The 20,545-nt window shown below is 39.7% G+C and carries 19 protein-coding genes; 13 read left to right on the plus strand and 6 right to left on the minus strand.

The window, feature by feature from the left end; translation table 11 throughout:
* The first annotated feature begins 168 nt into the window (after positions 1–168).
* The 10 genes from JGE69_RS00085 (at position 169) to JGE69_RS00130 (ending at position 10,174) form a co-directional block, all read left to right on the plus strand.
* Positions 169–822, plus strand: a complete 654-nt coding sequence (locus JGE69_RS00085) for an OmpA family lipoprotein (protein WP_005070886.1) — start codon at positions 169–171, stop codon at positions 820–822.
* Positions 823–1,015: 193 nt separating this feature from the next.
* Positions 1,016–3,055, plus strand: coding sequence for a UvrD-helicase domain-containing protein (locus tag JGE69_RS00090; protein ID WP_005070868.1), 2,040 nt, complete (start codon positions 1,016–1,018; stop codon positions 3,053–3,055).
* A gap of 24 nt (positions 3,056–3,079) precedes the next feature.
* Positions 3,080–3,532 (plus strand): dUTP diphosphatase, encoded by a 453-nt coding sequence (dut, locus tag JGE69_RS00095; RefSeq protein WP_002121799.1) that lies wholly within the window; start codon positions 3,080–3,082, stop codon positions 3,530–3,532.
* A 198-nt stretch (positions 3,533–3,730) separates the two neighbouring features.
* On the plus strand, positions 3,731–5,149 hold the full coding sequence (locus tag JGE69_RS00100; RefSeq protein WP_199111770.1) for a phosphomannomutase/phosphoglucomutase: 1,419 nt from the start codon (positions 3,731–3,733) through the stop codon (positions 5,147–5,149).
* Between the two features lie 15 nt (positions 5,150–5,164).
* The gene (argB, locus tag JGE69_RS00105) at positions 5,165–6,070 is read left to right on the plus strand and encodes an acetylglutamate kinase (RefSeq protein WP_002121716.1); all 906 of its coding nucleotides are present in this window, start codon (positions 5,165–5,167) and stop codon (positions 6,068–6,070) included.
* A gap of 122 nt (positions 6,071–6,192) precedes the next feature.
* The gene (locus JGE69_RS00110) at positions 6,193–6,975 is read left to right on the plus strand and encodes a GNAT family N-acetyltransferase (protein ID WP_002121744.1); all 783 of its coding nucleotides are present in this window, start codon (positions 6,193–6,195) and stop codon (positions 6,973–6,975) included.
* Positions 6,976–7,083: 108 nt separating this feature from the next.
* The gene (locus JGE69_RS00115) at positions 7,084–7,932 is read left to right on the plus strand and encodes a class II glutamine amidotransferase (protein ID WP_033848359.1); all 849 of its coding nucleotides are present in this window, start codon (positions 7,084–7,086) and stop codon (positions 7,930–7,932) included.
* A gap of 251 nt (positions 7,933–8,183) precedes the next feature.
* Complete coding sequence (locus tag JGE69_RS00120; protein ID WP_002121698.1) at positions 8,184–8,639, plus strand: bacteriohemerythrin; 456 nt, start codon at positions 8,184–8,186, stop codon at positions 8,637–8,639.
* Positions 8,640–8,792: 153 nt separating this feature from the next.
* Positions 8,793–9,860 (plus strand): hypothetical protein, encoded by a 1,068-nt coding sequence (locus tag JGE69_RS00125; protein ID WP_005075306.1) that lies wholly within the window; start codon positions 8,793–8,795, stop codon positions 9,858–9,860.
* Positions 9,860–10,174 (plus strand): RnfH family protein, encoded by a 315-nt coding sequence (locus JGE69_RS00130; protein ID WP_199111771.1) that lies wholly within the window; start codon positions 9,860–9,862, stop codon positions 10,172–10,174. The genes JGE69_RS00125 and JGE69_RS00130 overlap by 1 nt, the downstream gene beginning before the upstream one ends.
* Before the next feature lie 64 nt (positions 10,175–10,238).
* Here the strand turns inward: JGE69_RS00130 and JGE69_RS00135 are convergent, their stop codons facing one another.
* Positions 10,239–10,637, minus strand: coding sequence for an outer membrane protein assembly factor BamE (locus JGE69_RS00135; RefSeq protein ID WP_002121740.1), 399 nt, complete (start codon positions 10,635–10,637; stop codon positions 10,239–10,241).
* Between the two features lie 111 nt (positions 10,638–10,748).
* Between JGE69_RS00135 and fur the strand changes: the two genes are divergently transcribed.
* Positions 10,749–11,186, plus strand: a complete 438-nt coding sequence (gene fur, locus JGE69_RS00140; protein WP_016141990.1) for a ferric iron uptake transcriptional regulator — start codon at positions 10,749–10,751, stop codon at positions 11,184–11,186.
* A gap of 69 nt (positions 11,187–11,255) precedes the next feature.
* Here fur and JGE69_RS00145 read toward each other — a convergent pair whose 3' ends face one another.
* A complete protein-coding gene (locus tag JGE69_RS00145; protein WP_032037409.1) occupies positions 11,256–12,374 on the minus strand; it encodes a PilT/PilU family type 4a pilus ATPase in 1,119 nt (372 codons plus the stop codon).
* A gap of 19 nt (positions 12,375–12,393) precedes the next feature.
* Entirely contained in the window at positions 12,394–13,431 is a 1,038-nt protein-coding gene (locus tag JGE69_RS00150) for a type IV pilus twitching motility protein PilT (protein WP_002121749.1), read from the minus strand.
* Positions 13,432–13,557: 126 nt separating this feature from the next.
* On the opposite strand from JGE69_RS00150, the gene JGE69_RS00155 reads away from it, so the two are divergent.
* Positions 13,558–14,250, plus strand: a complete 693-nt coding sequence (locus JGE69_RS00155; protein WP_199111772.1) for a YggS family pyridoxal phosphate-dependent enzyme — start codon at positions 13,558–13,560, stop codon at positions 14,248–14,250.
* Between the two features lie 200 nt (positions 14,251–14,450).
* Here JGE69_RS00155 and JGE69_RS00160 read toward each other — a convergent pair whose 3' ends face one another.
* Together JGE69_RS00160 and JGE69_RS00165 are read right to left on the minus strand one after the other, a co-directional pair.
* On the minus strand, positions 14,451–18,047 hold the full coding sequence (locus tag JGE69_RS00160; RefSeq protein WP_199111773.1) for an SbcC/MukB-like Walker B domain-containing protein: 3,597 nt from the start codon (positions 18,045–18,047) through the stop codon (positions 14,451–14,453).
* A gap of 9 nt (positions 18,048–18,056) precedes the next feature.
* Entirely contained in the window at positions 18,057–19,325 is a 1,269-nt protein-coding gene (locus JGE69_RS00165) for an exonuclease SbcCD subunit D (protein ID WP_086264830.1), read from the minus strand.
* 164 nt (positions 19,326–19,489) lie between these two features.
* On the opposite strand from JGE69_RS00165, the gene JGE69_RS00170 reads away from it, so the two are divergent.
* Positions 19,490–19,963 (plus strand): OsmC family protein, encoded by a 474-nt coding sequence (locus JGE69_RS00170; protein ID WP_199113191.1) that lies wholly within the window; start codon positions 19,490–19,492, stop codon positions 19,961–19,963.
* A gap of 61 nt (positions 19,964–20,024) precedes the next feature.
* Here the strand turns inward: JGE69_RS00170 and JGE69_RS00175 are convergent, their stop codons facing one another.
* Positions 20,025–20,402: a VOC family protein gene (locus tag JGE69_RS00175; RefSeq protein WP_199111774.1), complete on the minus strand. Its 378-nt coding sequence runs from the start codon at positions 20,400–20,402 to the stop codon at positions 20,025–20,027.
* Between the last annotated feature and the right edge of the window lie 143 nt (positions 20,403–20,545).

A 20,545-nucleotide genomic window follows, 5' to 3' on the forward strand; every position in this document is an offset into this window, starting at 1 on the left:
TTAGACAACAATGAAGAAATTGTGATGAGCTAGCATCTTAAAGTGCATCAAAATATTACAAAAACATAACTAAACTGTTTATTATTAACAAAATATCAATGTTTTATACTTCCTTTTTGTTTCATTATTCATTCAGACAACAAAACACACAAAGTGAGGAGGCATGCAATGCGTGCATTAGTTATTTCAACAGTAGTAGGGGCAGCAGTAGTTCTTTCTGGTTGTCAAACAACTGGTAATAATCTTGGTGGCGTTGAATACGATAAAGCCGCATTAGGTACTTTAATTGGTGCAGCAGCTGGTTATGGTATTTCTAAATCAAATGCAAACTCTAGCCGTCAAAACAACCGTGCTGCGGCAATTGGTGCAGTTCTTGGTGCTGCTGGTGGTGTATATCTTGACCAGAAAGAGAAAAAACTTCGTCAACAAATGGCGGGTACTGGTGTAGACGTTGGCCGTAACCCAGATGGTTCTGTTCAATTGATCATGCCTGGTAGCATTACTTTTGATACAAACAAATCAAACATCAAGCCAAACTTCTACGCAACTTTGAACAAAGTGGCTCAAACTTTGGCTGAAGATAACAAGAGTGCAATTCTTGTAACAGGTTATACTGATAACACTGGTAATGACTCTATCAACATTCCATTATCACAAGCACGCGCTCAATCAGTACGTAGTTATTTAGCTAGCCAAGGCGTTTCTGCTAGCCGTATCGACGCGCAAGGTTATGGTTCATCTAACCCGATCGCAGATAACTCAACTGCATCTGGCCGTGAACAAAACCGCCGTGTAGAAATCAGCATTTATGCTAAACAATAAGATCTAGTTTATTGTTTCAAAAACCACCTTCGGGTGGTTTTTTTATGTGTGCAGTATAAGAAATAATCACGACATTCTGCGGCGCATAAATTGCATTATTAGACATCATTTATACATATCCGTAGATTTACTATTGGGATTCTAAAAAAGAGATGACTATAATCATGCTCGAAAAATTAATAGGTAATACACGATGTCATCTGCCAGTCAATTGAACAACAAGCAAGAAGAAGCCATGAAATATACTCAGGGCCCTTTATTGGTGCTTGCTGGCGCTGGTTCAGGTAAAACATCGGTAATTACGCGTAAAATTGCCTATTTGGTGCAACATTGCCGTATTCCTGCGCATCGTATAACCGCGATGACCTTCACAAACAAAGCTGCACGTGAAATGAAAGAACGTGTGACTAAGCTTTTGTCACGTGAAGAAGCAAAAGGTTTATCCGTTTCGACTTTCCATACTTTTGGTTTAAATCTTTTACGTTTAGAACTTAAAAATTTACCTTTAAAAGCTAATTTTTCGATTTTGGATGCAGACGACTGTAAACGTATTTTGATGGATCTCATGCATCGCGACAATTTATCGGGTGCAGAGAGTAAAGAATTAATTGCCAAGGCAATGAAGAAAATTTCAGATTGGAAAAACGATCTGATTTTGCCAGAACAAGCACATTCGACTTGTGAAACACCAGAAGATGTCCAGTTTGCACATCTCTATCAACTTTATGAACGTAATTTACGTGCCTACAATGCCGTCGATTTTGATGACCTTATTGTTATGCCAACACGCTTATTGCAAGAAAATGCAGAAGTACGTGACAAGTGGCAAAACCGTGTCCGTTACTTATTGGTCGATGAATATCAAGATACCAACACTGCTCAGTATATTTTGGTCAAACTATTAGTTGGTGTAATGGGGCAGTTCACCGCGGTAGGTGATGATGACCAGTCGATTTACGCATGGCGTGGCGCTAAGCCTGAAAATATGGCATTGCTTAAACAAGATTTCCCAAATCTACATATTATTAAGCTTGAACAAAATTACCGTTCGACCAGCCGTATTTTAAAAGCAGCCAACTGTGTGATTCAAAACAACCCACATATTTTTGACAAGAAATTGTGGAGTGATAAAGGGCATGGGGAAGTCATCCGAATCATTACATGTCGTAATGATGACGATGAAGCAGAACGCGTGGTAAAAGACTTACTGACTCATAAGCTGATGAACGGTAAGAACTGGAAAGATTATGCTGTGTTGTATCGCGGGAACTTTCAGGCTCGTGTATTAGAAACCCAGCTTCGCCAAATGCAAATTCCGTATAAACTCTCTGGCGGTACATCGTTCTTCGCGCGTGCAGAAATTAAAGACGTGATGAGTTACTTGCGTCTTATTATTAATCCAGAAGATGACAGTGCTTTCTTGCGAATTATTAATACACCTAAACGTGCGATTGGCCCTGTTACTCTAGAGAAACTAGGTTTATTCTCACAAGAAAACAATTTGTCTTTACTCGGTGCTTCTGCTGACCAGCGTTTAAGCATGGTGCTTCCTAAAAAGGCAGAAACACAGCTTCATGAGTTTGCCGATTTTATCGCGACATTTACGCGTGAATTGTTAGAAGATGATGAGCCTGTGCCTAAAGTTCGTCAAATGATGAATGAAGCGGGTTATATGGATTACGTTCGTGAACAGTCTGCAACACCTGCACAAGAGAAAAGTAAGCTCGATAACATTGAGAATTTATTTACCAGTATTCAAAACCTCATTAACCGTGCAGAAGACGTCGATGAAAAGAATATTGAAAGTGTCATTCGAAAACTGGTTCTGCTCGATCTGTTAGAACAGCAGCAGGAAGAAGAAGATACGGACAAAGTTAACCTTCTTACTTTGCATGCAGCAAAAGGTCTGGAATTCCCATATGTATACATTATGGGACTTGAAGAAGAACTATTGCCTCACAAGAACTCGATTGCAGCAGAAACCATTGAGGAAGAGCGCCGTCTCATGTACGTGGGAATTACACGTGCACGCCAAGGTTTAACGTTAACTCTAGCGGAACAGCGTAAAAATGGTGGACAGATGAAACAAATGACGCCTAGCCGTTTCCTTGATGAGCTTCCGCAAGATGAGCTTGAGTGGTTAGGGCGTAAAAAGAAAATTGCGGCTAATGTTGATCCTAAAGAACAGGCTCAACAATATCTGGCAAATTTAAAAGCTTTATTAAAGCGTTAATTTTTTTAATTTTTAGGAAATCCCATGAAAGTTCAAGTGAAATTGCTCGATCCGCGTTTAGGTAAAGAATGGCCTTTACCTTCATATGCAACAGCAGGTTCAGCGGGTTTAGATTTACGTGCCTGTTTAGATGAAGCAATTGATATTGAACCAGGACAAACTGTTTTAGTTAAAACAGGTATGGCAATTTATATTCATGATGTAAATTTTGCTGGTTTAATTTTACCGCGTTCAGGGTTAGGTCATAAACACGGTATCGTGCTTGGCAACTTAGTTGGTTTGATTGATTCGGATTATCAAGGTGAATTGATGGTTTCAGTTTGGAATCGTGGTCAAACCACATTCCGTTTAGAACCAGGTGAGCGCTTGGCACAGTATGTTTTAGTGCCAGTCGTACAAGCTGAATTTGAGCAAGTAGAAGAATTTGAAGAAACTTTACGTGGCGCTGGTGGCTTTGGCCATACAGGTAAACAATAAGTTTTTTTAAATATTAACGAAAATCAAACGCCTGTTGAACAGGCGTTTCTTTTTACATCTTGAATGTTACAATGGATTATATTACAACACGCTTTACTCATATTCTTTTAACTTTTTTAGCAAACAAACCTTTCAAAAATTTTGAATAATCTATGTTTTTGCGATAGATCGAATTGATCTTTAAATAGAAGATACGCTATGAATGTAAGACACTCATTTCCAAAAAGTATTTTTCGTGCTTACGATATTAGAGGCAAACTTTCTTACTTAACCACGGATGTTGTCCGTTCAATTGCCTACGGATTGGCACAACAATACAAACAAGCAAAACAAACTCAATTAGTGATTGGCTATGATGCCCGTCTCACAAGCCCAGCCTATGCACACTTAATTGAAGAAATTTTAATAGAACAAGGTTTAAAAGTGACCAACATTGGTTGCTGTTCATCACCAATGATGTACTACATTGCCCGAGATTTTGGGGGCAATGGCATTATGGTGACCGCAAGCCATAATCCAAAATCTGACAATGGTATTAAGTGGATTTTAAAGGGCGAACCGCCGTCTCCGGAAATGATTCAACAGGTGGGTGAAGAAGCTCAAACTTATGTACCATCTCATTCAATTTCTGTACTTGAGTTAACCTTACCGCAATTTAAAGCTGAATTTTGCCAGCAATACCAACAAGCCATTTTTAAAGATATTCAGTTAAAACGTCCTTTAAAAGTTGTTTTAGATGGTTTGCATGGTTCAGCTGGGCATTGTTCAAAATTAATATTGGAAAAAATGGGTTGTGAAGTCATTGCTTTACGCACTAATCCAAATGGTGAGTTTCCAGATCACGCACCCGACCCTTCACATGCGGCACATTTAACTCATTTGCGTAAAGCTGTAGTTGAGCAGCAGGCGGATATCGGCATTGCTTTGGATGGTGATGGAGACCGCGTTGTTTTAGTTGATGAAAAAGCACAGATATTGACCGCAGACCGCTTATTGTCGCTTTTTGCCCAAATGTGCCTTGAGCAGCACCCAGAGCAAGAAATTGTTTTTGATGTGAAATGTTCGCGTATGGTTCAAGAAACTGTCGAGAAACTTGGCGGAAAAGCAAAAATGATCCGCACGGGAAGTAGCTTCCTACGGGCTTATTTGTCTCAGTCGGGTGGGCGTGCCATTTTCGGTGGAGAATATGCAGGTCATTATGTGTTTAATGATGGCCGTGGTTTTGGCTACGACGATGGTTTGTATGCTGCATTACGTGTAATGGAGTATTTTACTCAATCGAGTGCTACAACAATTTCTGAGTTATTTGCCCCATATCCAGAAAGATGTTGTACAGAAGATACCTATATTGGTACGTATCAGTCTGATCCAAAGTATGTATTACAAGATATTGAGATTTTGAGTCATCGCTTAGGGGCACGTATTAGTAAAATTGATGGCGTACGTCTTGATTTTGATGATGGTTTTGGCATTATTCGAGCATCAAATACTGGTGAATACTTTACAGTACGATTTGATGCAGATAATCCTTTACGATTAAAGGAAATCCAGCAAAAATTTGTGGATATGTTGCAAGAACACTATCCGCAAATTGCACAAGAACTTTCAGAGGCCTAAGTAAGGAGAGGCGTAATGCCACAACATCAGCATATCGGTGTCGACAAAGCAAAAATCTTGATTGAAGCTTTGCCGTATATTCAACGCTTTACTGGTAAAACGCTGGTGGTGAAATACGGTGGCAACGCAATGACTGATCCGGAGCTTGAAAGTTCATTTGCTCGAGACATTGTTTTACTTAAAACTGTAGGATTAAATCCGATTGTTGTTCACGGTGGTGGGCCACAAGTGGACTCATTCTTAAAGCAGTTAGGCCGTGAATCTGACCGTATTGACGGTATGCGCGTAACTGATGCTGCAACTATGGAAGTGGTTGAAATGGTTTTAGGTGGGAGCGTAAATAAATCAATCGTTAATTTGATTAATAAACACGGTGGACGTGCGATTGGTTTAACAGGTAAAGACGGCAATTTACTTCGTGCCCGCAAATTGCTTATGGAAAAGCAGGAAGAAGATGGTTCTATCAAACATATCGACTTGGGTATGGTTGGTGAAGTGACTGGCGTTAAAACAGATGTATTGGAAATGTTCACCCAAAGTGACTTTATTCCAGTTATTGCACCGCTAGGTGTAGATGAAGAAGGCAATACTTATAATATTAACGCTGATTTAGTTGCAGGTAAGGTTGCAGAAGCATTAGGCGCTGAGAAATTAATTTTGCTCACCAATATTAGCGGTGTGCTTGATGAAAATAAAAATCTGTTAACTGGTCTTACGACACAAGAAGTTGATCGCCTCATTGAAACAGGTGTGATCTATGGCGGTATGATTCCTAAGGTAGGCTGTGCGCTTGATGCTGTTAAAGGCGGCGTTGTGAGTGCGCATATTGTTGATGGTCGCGTGCCACATGCAACATTACTTGAAATCTTCACTGATCATGGCGTTGGAACATTGATTTCTAATCGCACTAAAACAGCTTAAGAAATCCGTTATTCTTAATAAAAAGATCACCCTAGGTGGTCTTTTTTTATACCATTTTAATTTGGTCATTTTTTTGTCATGAGCTTTGACTAGTGTAGGGGGTGTCACTAGGAGCGTTCATTATGCTGGAAAAATTTAATCAATATCGCCAAACCTGGACTTTACCTTTAAATCGTCATAAAGCAATAAATCAGACGCAATTTCGTTTTGAATGGGTTGATAATTTAAAAGAATTACAAGATGTACAACGGTTTCGTGCACAACAATTTAGTCAACAATTCGGAATCAAGTTTGAAGATAACCTAGACCAAGATATTTATGATTTTGGTTGTGAGCACGCAGTCTTACGTGAAAAGTGGACTGGAGAAATTGTAGCGTATACGCGTCTAAAACTATTTCAAGGCCATGAAATAGCACAGAGTTACAGCGCACATGAGTTTGATATAGTTCCTCAATTATCCCATCTTCCAAATGTGTTAGAAATAGGCCGTACTTGTGTACATCCCCGCTTTCGTAATGGTAAAGCGTTATCTATGTTGTGGTTAAATCTTGCACCGAAAGTGCTATGGTCAATGCGTGCTAAATATTTAATGGGCTGTGTCAGTATTCATTTGCAAGATAATTTGGCTAGAGCGTACTACACGCATCGCCAGATTCAGCAGTTACCAGAAAGCAAAACGATTGATATCCGTTCAAAAAAAATCTATGAACCTGAATATCCTGAGTTTAGCTTTCCACAAGATGAACGTATGCCAAAGCTGTTCCAAATGTATCTGAGCATGCAGTCAAAACTATCGAAACAGGCATTTTTTGATGAAGAGTTTAACTGTTTGGATTATTTTGTATTTCTTGAGGTGAATAAAGTTGCGACCTCATTTGTTATGAATAAAATGGTGCAGCGTTAATCATATTTTCTATTTTGTAATAGCCAGCACATATTGAGATTTGCAAGCACTTTTACTCTCATGCACAATAGAGCAGATGGGGTAATTAGAAGTAGTTTAAAAAGCGATATGTGCCAGCTATTAGGAATGAATTGTGCAACACCAACGGATATCACTTTTTCCTTCCGTGGTTTTTCACAGCGTGCAGGAATTACCTCAGATCATAGTGATGGATTTGGCATTGCATTTTTCGAAGATAAAGCGTGCCGTTTATTCGTTGATAACCAATCAGCAGTTGAGTCTCCAATTGCCGATCTCATTCGTAATTATCCTATTAAATCACGTAACGTGATCGCTCATATCCGTAAGGCCACTCAAGGTAAAATCACTTTAGAAAATTCTCATCCGTTTATTCGAGAGTTGTGGGGGCGACACTGGATCTTTGCCCATAATGGTGATTTACATGACTTTAATCCGCCATTAAGTGGACGTTTCACACCAGTAGGTAATACCGATAGTGAGCGTGCATTTTGTTATTTGCTCGATCAACTCGTTGAAGCTTTTGGTTATGAAGAACCAAGTCTTGAACAGATATTTGAAGTGTTAGAAAAGATTTCTCCGCAAATTGCGGAATACGGCACATTTAATTATTGTCTATCTAATGGCAAAGCATTATTTAGTTATGCCATTACTAAATTACATTGGCTCGTTCGTGAATATCCATTTAATCATGCGCATTTAATTGACTTAGATGTCGAAGTCGATTTTAGCCAGGTAACCACTCCAGAAGACCGTGTGGCAGTAATAACCACTGAACCTTTAACACATAATGAAAATTGGACAGCATACCAACCTGGTGAAATGATTTTATTTCAACATGGTCAACCAATTAAAAAAGCGATTACTTTTGTAGAAAGATTAAAGCGCGAACAGGAAAATCCTGAACTTAAACGTATTACGCGTGCAGATCAGTATTAATATAAAATACATTTAAAATATATGAATAAGGATGTTTATATATTTTTATCATTTAATAATAAAATAGTTTGTTCAAAAAATACTTTATTATTTTAGTTGGTTAATTTTAATTTAATATTTAAAAAACAATAACTTGAGTTAAATATAATTTTTATATGCTAAAGCCGACAAATTAGGTTTGTTTTTATTTATATTCTTTAAATATATCATGCAGTTTATGCAACGATCATTAATCATCATTGGGGAGATGTATGAAAATGAAATGGGCTTCAGAATATAATACGGGTATTGATGTTATTGATGAGCAACATAAACGAATACTTGATTATATTAATGAAATTGATGATGTAAAAGATGAAGAGGATAGACGTCGTATTAAAGATGTTCTAGACAATATTATCGATTACACGCAATCACATTTTACTTTCGAAGAAAGTTTGCAAGAGGAAGCTGATTATAAATATCGTGTACCTCATAAACGTGTACATGATTTATTTATTAAAAAAATAGAGTTATATCGTGAACGTTTTGAAATGGGGCACACGATTGAAGCAGAATTACAAGAAATTTTGGCTAAATGGTTAATTAACCATATTCAACATGATGATGCCGATTATGTAGGAGCAGTAAAAGAAAATATGATGGGAATTATTAGAGAAAAAGAAAAGAAAAAAGGGAAAAACTGGTTTGCTCGGTTTTTCTCATAAACTGAAATAAAAATAACTCATAATTTCAGTTAGCGCGGCAAACTATCATTTCGGTAGTTTGCTTTTTTTATTGAGCAAACTTTGATTTTCAAGCATGACACGGGCAAAATATCTCTAGTCTTTTTCAAGGAATGCATAATGCAGGACATACCTATGTCACGATGGTTATCGCCCCTGATGGCGTTTTGCTTATCTTTCATCATTATGGCGACATTGGCACCCACGATGGGCATCCAGATTGATCGTCAACTCGATTTCTGGTTGTTGTGGTTAGGCACAATGTTGCTATTGGCACTACCAGTTTGTTATTTGGAAATTGCTTTAGCAAAACGGTCGAAGACTACAGCCTTAAATGCTTTATCAAGTTTAACTCGTGAAGCAGATAGTTCCCCAAAATGGCGTTTGGTTGGCTGGCTTGCAGTTATTTTTATTCCATTTTTAGCTGGTAATGTATTAAGTACCGCTGGCAATTTACTGACTACACAACTTAATAATAGTGTTTCAGGACAACTTGTTTTTGCTGGCCTTGCTGTTGTGGCTCTCATTTTATCTTTTATTCCACGTCAAATTTTAATTTTACTGATGACGGTTGGTGTAATTGCTTCTCTTGTTTTAGCTAACACAATGGGAACAACTTTACAGCCTTGGCACTGGACCCATGTTGAGTTTAAAGAATGGGGTAATGCGACTGTACTTGCACTTGTTGCGAGTGGATTGGGCTTAGGGCTTTACTGGCAAAATAGTGTAGGTACTGTTCAGTCGCAAGAAGGTGCAACGAAAACTGTTCTTCCAATTTGGTTAGCTCAGTTAATTGCTGTGATTGCCTTTGGTTTCTTTTCTTTACAAGCACAGCTTCCTGTTTTTACTTGGATCTTTACCGCAGTAATGACCACAGCGTTATTTGTACAATTGGCTAGAGAGCAGCTTGCTCAGCGTCAGCTTATGCCTATTTTACAGTGGGTGATTATTGTTGTAACGATTGCTGTTTGGGCTGTGCCTGAGCTTCATAACATCTTTACGCTGATTTTGATGCTTTGGGGATTACTCATTTGCTTGATCTATGCCATTTTTGCTGGCTGGGTTATGAAAATTAGCCATTTACGTAAATCTATGAATTTTAGCAATGAGTTGTTTTATAACTTATGGCGCATTGCGGTACGTATTGTATTGCCGCTTTCAATTGTTATTGCCATGATTGCGGTGATTGGACAAATTATCTGATGGAAAAAGCTCAGCAAGTGTGGGTTGCTTATGCAGCCCCAGAGCAACAGTTTTTAGTTGCTATTCCATTTGAAGCTGGTATGACTGCATTACAAGCAGTTGAGGCGAGTGGCTTGCAGACACAGGTCAGTTTGCCTGAGCCATTACAACTTGGCATCTTTGGTGCAAAAGTTGAAGCACATACGATTTTGCAAGCTGGTGATCGAGTTGAGGTTTATCGACCTTTAACGATCAATCCCAAAGATATACGTCGTAAACGTGCTGAGAAAAACCCTGTGGGGCGATATATTAAAAGTAATCGCTTTAAGCAATAAGCCCCATAAACAAAACCCCTCAAAGTATTTCACTTGAGGGGTTTATTTTTATTAGAAAAAACGATTATAGTGGTGGTGCAGTTAAAATCGCTTCTTTAGAAGCAGGTAAACCTGGTTGCGATTCTGGAATAGTTTCTAAACCTTCAATTTTAGTTACAGTACCAGTTCCATCAAAGTAAATTTTTAAATGCTGACCATGTGCTGCGGGGATTTTAGCTTTTTTAGCATAAGTTCCCGGGATATAGTTGTAAATGTAGTCCCAACGTAGAGGATTTAGAGGATCAGTCACTGTTGGACTACCAAGCAAAAAACGCACTTGCTGGAAATTCATGCCGACTTGTACTTGAGAGGCTTGAGCTTTGGTCAATGGAGTCCCTTGAGGAATATCAACCTTATACACACCAAAGATTGAACAACCAGCAAGGAGTGAAGTGACTAATAACGTCAGCACGAGTTTTTGCATTTTGCTACACTATCCCAATAAATTATGATGCATTTGATCAAAGGATAGATCATACTTCATCTAAATTCTATTGCCTATTCCAACTTGAGATTTGTTGAGAGACCTTTTTTCATGCCTATTTCCAATCAAGATTTGCGCAAAGCTGGACTTAAAGTTACCCTTCCACGAATTAAGATTTTGGAATTATTAGAAAATTCAAAACAACATCATCTTAGCGCCGAAGATATTTACAAGACTTTGTTAGAACAAGGGGAAGATGTCGGCCTTGCGACAGTTTACCGTGTGTTAACACAATTTGAAGCTGCGGGTATCATTCAGCGCCACCATTTTGAAAACAATCATTCTGTTTTTGAAATTATGCAAGAAGATCACCACGATCATTTGGTTTGCCATAATTGCAACAAAGTTATTGAATTTACTAATGATATTATCGAGAAAGAACAGCATGCTGTAGCAGAGCAACATGGGTTTACCTTAACGGGTCACTCATTAAACCTCTACGGTTACTGTAACGAACCTGAATGTCAGGAAGTGCTGCGCAAGAAATAATCGTTTTCACACAAAGAAAACAAATAAAAAAGGAAGGTTACGTTTAACCTTCCTTTTTTTATGAAGAAATTACTGTCGGTCGAAGGTTAGATGCTGATTTGTGCCTGCAATTTGATCAGGACTTTCTTCAGCAAGCTTAATTGTTAAACGTAAATCGTTTGGTGAGTCGGCATGTTTTAATGCATCTTTGTAGGTAATTTGGCCTGACTTATAAAGATCAAACAGTGCTTGGTCAAAAGTTTGCATACCGAGTTCACGTGAGCGTTTCATTAAATCTTTAATTTCATGAATTTCGCCTTTGCGTATATAGTCTGAAATTAGTGGTGAGTTAATGAGAATCTCAATCGCTGCACGGCGCGAATTACCATCAGGCGTTGGAATAAGTTGCTGTGCAATCATGGCCTTTAAGTTAAGTGATAAATCCATGTAGAGCTGGCTATGACGGTCACTTTCAAAGAAGTGAATAATACGGTCAAGTGCTTGGTTGGCGTTGTTCGCATGCATTGTGGCTAATACAAGGTGACCTGTTTCGGCGAAGCCAATCGCGTAGTCCATAACTTCACGAGAGCGAATCTCACCAATCAAGATTACATCGGGTGCTTGTCGCAAAGTATTCTTTAAGGCAATTTCAAATGAGTCTGTATCAATTCCGACTTCACGTTGAGTAATGATGCAGCCAGCATGTTCATGAATAAACTCAATCGGGTCTTCAATGGTAATGATATGACCTTTAGAGTTATGGTTCCGATAGCTAATCATTGAAGCCAAAGATGTCGATTTACCTGTACCTGTTGCCCCTACAAAAATAATGATGCCACGTTTGGTCATCGATAAATCTTTAAGCACAGGTGGTAATTGCAAGTCATCAATTGAAGGAATTTTAGTTTCAATTCGACGTAGTACCATGCCTGGCATGTCGCGTTGCTGAAAAGCACTCACACGAAAGCGGGCAGTTTTATCACGGTTCATAATGGCAAAGTTACATTCACGAGTCTCAGCAAATTCTTTGCGTTGTTTTTCACTCATGATGGAGTGTAATAGTTGTCCAATAATTTCGCCTGAAAGACTATTTTTTGAAATGGGAACAATTTGCCCGTTAATCTTCATCGATGGTGCAACGCCATCTGTAATAAAGAGGTCGGATGATTTTTTTTCAACCATGAGGTTGAGTAGGTCATTAAAATCCATATTTATTCTCTAGTTATTTTTATAGAAATGATTCAGGCTGTTTGGCAGCAGTACGAGCTGTTTGAGGGCTGATCACACCGCGAGACACCAAATTTTTTAAGCTTTGGTCGAGGGTGGTCATGCCATGATTTGCGCCAGTCTGAATAGCTGAGTACATTTGCGCGACCTTGTTTTCACGAATTAGGTTACGAATGGCAGGAATACCAATCATGATTTCATGAGCTGCGACACGTCCGCCGCCATTCTTTTTAAGCAGGGTTTGTGAAATAACAGCCTGTAAAGATTCAGACAGCATGGCACGAACCATATCTTTTTCTTCGGCAGGGAATACGTCAATCACACGGTCAATGGTTTTCGCAGCAGAAGTGGTATGCAGCGTGCCAAACACCAAATGACCTGTTTCGGCAGCGGTAAGCGCTAAACGAATAGTCTCTAGGTCACGCATCTCACCGACCAAAATAATATCTGGGTCTTCACGCAGTGCTGAACGTAGCGCCTCATTAAAGCCGTGTGTATCACGATGCACTTCACGTTGGTTAATCAAACATTTCTTAGATTGGTGTACAAATTCGATAGGGTCTTCAACCGTTAGAATGTGGTCATAACGATTTTCGTTGATGTAGTCCATCATCGCTGCAAGCGTCGTTGATTTACCCGAACCTGTTGGACCTGTCACCAGTACAATCCCGCGAGGATAGTCACAAATGTCTTTAAAGATTTGTCCTAAGCCTAAATCTTCCATGGTGAGTACTTTGGACGGAATGGTACGAAACACTGCACCCGCACCACGGTTTTGGTTAAATGCGTTAACACGGAAACGAGCAACGTTGGGTACTTCAAAAGAAAAGTCGGTTTCGAGTTTTTCTTCGTAGTCACGACGCTGTTTATCATTCATGATGTCGTAGACCAAACGATGAACATCTTTATGATCTAGAGCAGGTAAGTTAATGCGACGGACTTCACCATCAACGCGAATCATTGGTGGCATGCCAGCAGATAGGTGTAAATCGGACGCGCCATTTTTCACAGAGAAGGCGAGTAGCTCTGTAATATCCATAATTTCCCCAAGTAAATCAAAATATGTCATTATTTTGTAGAATAATATACGGCTTTCACCGAGGCTTACCAACACCTCGCTTTAGGTGAAAAGCAAAAAAGTTTTTTGAAAATGAGAACCTTGTCAATGAATTACCTGCAAGATGCGCGTCAGCACGTATTACAGCAAATCCAAAGTGCCTGTGTACATGCTCAGCGTGCGCCTGAAACTGTGCAACTTTTAGCCGTATCGAAAACACATCCAAGTGAAAGTTTGCGTGAAATGTATGCAGCAGGGCAAAGAGCATTTGGCGAAAACTATTTGCAAGAAGCTTTGGAAAAAATCGAAGCTTTACACGACTTAGACATTGAATGGCATTTTATTGGTCATGTTCAACGCAACAAGACGAAGCATTTGGCCGAGAAATTTGATTGGGTACATGGTGTAGATCGTTTAATTATTGCCGAGCGATTATCTAACCAACGTGGCGATGATCAATCTGCACTTAATATTTGTTTGCAAGTCAATATTGATGGGCAAGACAGTAAAGATGGTTGTGTACCAGATGAAGTTGCCGAGCTGGTTGCTCAAATCAGTCAATTACCAAAAATCAAGTTACGCGGTTTAATGGTCATTCCAGCACCTGACAATACTGCTGCATTTGCAGATGCTAAAGCCTTGTTTGATGCTGTGAAAGACCAACATGCCCACCCACAAGATTGGGATACTTTAAGTATGGGAATGTCGAGTGATTTAGAAGCTGCAATTGCTGCTGGTTCAACCATGGTTCGTGTAGGAACAGCCTTATTTGGTGCTAGAGACTATTCGCAAAAAGGCTGATGTAAGCTTTATCTTACAGAAACTGCGGCCTTTTGCGGCTATGGCAGACAACGTTTTTTTCGTACTATGAACTCATCAGGAAACAGGATGTTTCTAAGAATAACAATAAACAGTGATGAATGGATGCATACAGGTACGACAGGAGTTATACCAACGCAGAATCTAAAAAAGCCCCGACAGGATGTCGGGGCTTTTTAGTTTTAACCTACTACTTCAATGGTACTTGCACCCGCGCCGAGTGGTTTTACCTGAATTTGTACAGGAATACGTTCATGCATTTCTTGAATGTGTGAGATGAGAATGACTTGGCGTCCCTGATTTTGTAGTTGGTCTAGAGCATTCATGACCATATGTAAAGATGAGGCGTCTAAAGTACCAAATCCTTCATCAATAAACAGCGATTCAATTTTCATTGAGCCCGAGGCCATATTGGCAATCGCTAAAGACAAGGCAAGGGCAGTTAAGAACGACTCACCGCCAGACAAAGATGCAACAGAACGGGTTTCTCCATCCATGTCATGGTCAATAATCGCAAGACTTAGAGACTGATCTAGACGTTTTAACGTATAACGTTGAGACAGCATCGCCAGTTGCTGGTTGGCATGTTCTACTAAAATATCTAGGTGATATTGCTGGGCATAGTCACGGAACTCTTTACCTTTGGCATCGCCAATCAAACCTGAAATTTTGCTCCAGCGATGTTCTTCTTGCTGAATATTTTGAATTTGCTCGGCGTATTGTTGCTGTTTAGCCAGATTTTGCTGATGGACTTCAAGCTTAAGCTTGAGGCGATCACGTACTTCAAGCTGGCCTTTGAGCTCTGTAATATTGTCTTGAATAAGGCTAACAAGCTTTTCATATTCAATATCTGGCTGAGTTTGTAAGTGCTCGCTCAATTGCTCTTGCATAGTTTTAAGGGCAGAAGAGGCTTCACTTAATAAACGCTCGGCATGATTAAGACGGTTACGAATGTCTTGCTCTTGAGCTGAATTAATTTGCATGAGCCATGTAAGATCAGATGCTTGAAAATCAGCGTGGGCCTTTAACCAGTTTTGAATTTGCTCATCAACCTGCTGCTGGTGCCCCGCAGTGTGTTGATGTTGATGCTTGAGTTGGTCGAGCGCCTGTTTTTGTTGTTCAAAGTGCTGTCTGGTTTGTTCGAAACGTTGTTTAGCTTCATGATACGCCGTTTGTTGCTGCTGACGTTTAGCGTCATGCTCAATTAACCATTCATATGGTTTAATATCCGAGCGGCCTGTCATTTGCTGAATAAGCGATACCGCTTTTTCATTATTTTGTTGGCCTTTAAGCGTAATTTCTTTGAGATTTTGATCGATCTCATCAATTTGCTTGGTCATTTGCTCAAGGTTAGCAGCTAACATTTTAAGTTCTTGTTGCTGCTGCTCAAAACGCTGTGAAAGCTGTTCTTGTTGTTCAAGCTGCTTAGCGCGTGCATCTAAAACTGACCAAATCTGCTTAGCTGTTTGGCTACTTGCTTGCTGCCATGCATGCTGTTCGGCTTCAGATAAACACTCAACAATATGTTGAACTTGTTGTTGCCATTGCTGTGCTGTATTGAGCAAGCTTTCATTACGTTGAATCGTTTGAACGAGCTGATTATGCTGTTTAATCGCTTGGGCTAAACGCATGTTTTCTGAGTCAAATGAACTTATAACAGTTTGCGTGGTTTGTCTGAGTTCGTTCAGCGTTAGCAAGATTTGTTCAGGAGCTTGATTAAGCTCAATATTTAACTGATTGAGGTTAAGCGCTTGCTCAAGTTCTTGCTGTAAGTTTGTTTGTTTTGCCTGAAGTTGAGCTAGATATTTCTGAACTTGCTCAAGCTCGGCACGACACTGGGTGAGGGCATGCTGTTGGGTTTGCCACGCATTAAATGTAGTTTGCTCGAGTACAATAGCTTGTTGCTCTTGCTGTTGATGCAAATCGAACAAGGCCTTGGAGACTGCACTATCATCAATACGGTAAGGATGATGGGTACTTCCACACACTAAACATGCTTCACCTTCTTTAAGATTGGCCCGTAACTGCTCAATATTTTCGGTGTGTAGTAAACGCTGCTGTTGCAAAATGTGCTGTAACTTTTCACGTTCATTTTTTGCTGTTTGGTAGTCTTGTTCAGCTAACTGGCAAACGGTTTTAAGCTGCTGCTCTTGGGCTGAGACTTGGGTTTGTTTTTCAGAGAATTGCTGAAGCTCAGCGTATAGCTCATGATAAATCTTTATTTTCTGTTGAATCAGATCTAACTGAGTGATTTGAGCAAGCTTTTGATCTTTGTCTTTACGCTGTTGCTCAAGTTTTAACTCAATTTGTTCAACTGTGCCGAGTGAAGCTGTGAGTTGTTCAACTTCACTTTTAGCTTCCGATAGCTTTTGGCGAGCAAGGGTAGGGTTACCGAGCTGTTGTTCAATCGTTTCGTAATTTTGAATAAATTGCCCGAGCTGATGTAGATGTGCTGAAAGGCCCTTATCTAATACAGCATATTTCTGAGTCTGAGTAAGTTGTTGTTGTAGATAAACTTGGTTCTGCTCAAGCTGTGCAATCTGCTGTTGCACAGTATTTTGCTGTTGTTGCAGTGGACTGAGTTTCTGATCAAGTACATTTTTCTTTTCTTTGCACTTTTTATATTCATCGGCAATAAAGGCACGTTCTTGAATGGACTGTCGAACTTGATTTAAAGCTTGTTGATGTTGCTGCTCAAAATCGAGTGTCTGTTTGAGCTCTTGTTCTGTGAGTTGATACTGTTTTTGTCCAGTTTCAAAAATTTGTACTAAATCATTAAACTTGGTTTGCGCTTGCTGAATTTGCGGCTCAAGTTGTTGTAGGGCTTGTAAATTTTGAGCTTGCTGAAAAACTTGTGGGCGTATTTCAGAGAAAACTTCGAGTCTTTTTAATTGCTCACGCTCACCAGCCAATTGTTGATGATGATTTTGCTGGGTTTGAAACTGTTGTTGTTTAGCTTGAACTTCTTGCTCAAGTTTTGCTTTACGTTCAAACCATTGTTGCTGTTTGTCTAAAACATTTTTTTGTTGTTCTAACTGTTGATGGTTTTGCTCGGCTTGCTGATATTGTTCGGTAAATGTAGCAATATCTTCATCAGACAAAATTTCGATATGGCCTAAAAACTCTTCAAGCTGTTTACGCTGCTTTGCAATATCGGCTGTTTTACGAAAAGCCAATTCACCGATTTTGGCGAAAATGCTGGAGTTGGTCAGGTACTCAAGTAACTCACCACGCTCGCTGTCTCGTGCTTTTAAAAACGCGGTCACTTCTGACTGAGCAAGTAGTACAGCACGAGTAAACTGTTCAAAAGAAAGCTGGGTAATTTGTTTAACTTTTTCATCAACCGCTTTGGCTTTGTCGGCAAGCACCACGCCATCGGTTAGGCATTTTAAGTGGCGTTGTACGCTTTGTAATTTACCATTTGGGTTTTCACGCGCACGTTTAATTTCCCAACGTGCCAAATAGCGTTTTTGATCTTGCGCAATAAAGCAAAGCTCAGCAAAACCATGTCCTGTACCACGGCGTAAGACAGTTAAAGGTGAGTTGGTCAGTAATTCAGAACCATCAACATCTTTTAATTTGCCATCACTGTCTTTAAGACGTGGAACCCGATTAAACAAAGCTAGACACATGGCATCTAAAATGGTTGACTTACCTGCGCCTGTTTTCCCTACAATTGCAATCAGACCTGCATGGGCGAGAGGCGCGCTTTCAAAATCAATAAAGTGTTCATCAGAAAGAGATGCCAGATTTTTTATTCGAATGGATAAAATTTTCATGACATATCCTTAAGGGGTTGCATCATTTTCAAGATGTTTTTGTGCTTCTTGTACCAAGCTTAGAAAATCTTTTAAGACAGCATCATCGGCGCTGTAACCTTGTTTTTCCCAAATATTTTGAAAGAGTTTTTCTGGTGTTGGTGGTTCAAGAGCAATGTGCTGAGTAGTATTTGAATCGGTCGCGTCTTTATTCACATATTGACGTGAAATACGCACTAAACGGTAGCGGTCAGGTGGCAGGGCTGCCTCAAACTGCTGACGTAAATTAGGCTGTGGTGGCGTTAAACTATAATATTCAATATCCACATATTCACGGTGGTCAATATTCTCAATCACGCCGTGAGGCAAGGCTTTAAGTTGTTGCAGTACCTCGTTTAGCTCACCACGAATGCGGTGCAATTGTATGCAACGTGGAATTTCGACAGCTTCAAATTGCAAACGGCTGTCTGTGTCTTGAGTCGGATCAACTTTGACCTCAACCACTTGGTGCTTATAGTTAATTTCACTAAAAGAAAGCGGAATTGGCGAGCCACTATAACGAATGTGTGGCTGACCTACTTTTTGTGGTTTATGTAGATGTCCTAAAGCGACATAGTCGACCGCATCTTCAAACAAAGTTGTTGAAAGCGCCTCTTCGTTACCAATAATAATTGGGCGTTCAGAGTCGGATGTTTCTCCACCTTGCATATGGGCATGCGACATCAAAATAAGTGCTTGGTCTGGTGTCTTGCGACGTTTGGCTTCAGCAATGAGTTGCTGGTGCAAATAGGCAATCGCATTTTTACTGTTAGTGGTATGTTCATTAAAACCCGTAATTTCGGCCGAACGTAAAAAAGGTAGGGCAAGACACCACGCAACAATATCTTGATTTTGGTTATAGATAGGTAAAAGTAGTCGATCGAGGTCTAAGGTTTTATCTTCATTCCAGCGAACCACGCCCACGGTTTTTGCGTTATATTTTTCTAAGAGTGGTTCGACCTGTTCAATACGATAGCCTGAGTCATGGTTACCCGCAATCATGAGTGTTTGCATGTGCGGCGCAAGGCGATGAGCATCTGCTAAAAATTGGTAGAGTTGTTTTTGTGCTTGAGAACCGGGGTTAATCACATCAAAAATATCGCCGGCGATGAGTAGGGCGTGTGGCTGTTTTTCTTGAATTTGAGTGAGTAACCAGCTTAAAAATTGTTGGTGTTCGTAGTGGCGTGAATGATTATAAAAAAACTGCCCCAAATGCCAGTCAGAAGTATGTAGAAAATGTACGGACATAGAAACAGACATCAAGCCAAAATAAACACAGATACGTTAGCATAAATTGGCAGGAGATTTTATCAAGACATTTTAAAGTGCTCGTTATTTAAGCCTAAGTTGAAACTTGAATTAATTTTTTCACTTTAAACGCCGCTTTGTTACTATCGACTCAAACCATGAACTCTGAGAACAAAATGACCATTCATAAATACGAAGTAAAAATACAGTGGGAAGGCAATACGGGTACAGGCACTTCATCTTATCGTTCATATAAACGAGACTTTAGCATTCAACATCCTCAGAAAACCACAATTCAAGGTTCATCAGACCCTGCCTATTTAGGCGATGTGACCAGATGGAACCCTGAAGATTTATTGGTGGCATCAGCTTCAGCTTGTCATAAGCTTTGGTATTTACACCTGTGTGCAGTCAATCATATTCATGTGCTGAGTTATGTCGATCATGCGCTTGGTTTTATGGAAGATGCAGATCCAGTTAAACGTGGTCACTTTACTCAAATTATTTTAAGACCCGAAGTTGTTTTAGAAAAAGGTGCAGACCAAGCGCTTGCAGCAAAACTGCACGAAGAAGCACATCACGAATGTATGATTGCCAATTCGGTGAATTTCCCGATTATATGTGAAGCGAGTTTTAGGTTTGCTGAATAATTAATATGCAAAAGCCACCGATAAAAAGGCGGTGGCTATACATTAAAAATAAATAAAATCTTTAAGCTGCATTTTCATCGACTTGGAAAATACCAAAAACGTTGTGGTCTAAATCGACAAAGTAACCATGCCAAGCACGGCCCGGAATAGCAAATTTATCCATCGCGACAATACCGCCTTGCGCTAAAATTTTTGCAGCCACTTCATCAAAGTTTGCCACCTGAACCGAACAGGTAAATGCATTGGTGCCATATTCCATTGGAGGCGTTTGAGCGGGGCGTTTTAATAGCCCACCCATAATTGAAGGTGTCTCTATGCGATAATATTCAATCGGTAAGCTTTCATCGAGTTTAAATTGCCAACCAAACACAGCTTGGTAAAATTGCGCATCGCGGGCAGGGTTTGAAGACTGGATTTCAAAATAGGCAATAGTGTTCATATTATTTAAATCATATTTTTATGGTGCAAAAAGTATACGCATAGCCTTTATAGCCACGAAAGCACTATTGTGTATGGTGAGCGTAAAATAAATGAAAGTGCTAGAAAATAAAAACCGACGATTCGAGTGATGAGAGAATCGTC

Origin of the sequence: Acinetobacter sp. C13 (assembly GCF_016809775.1) — a bacterium.
GTDB lineage: Bacteria > Pseudomonadota > Gammaproteobacteria > Pseudomonadales > Moraxellaceae > Acinetobacter > Acinetobacter pittii.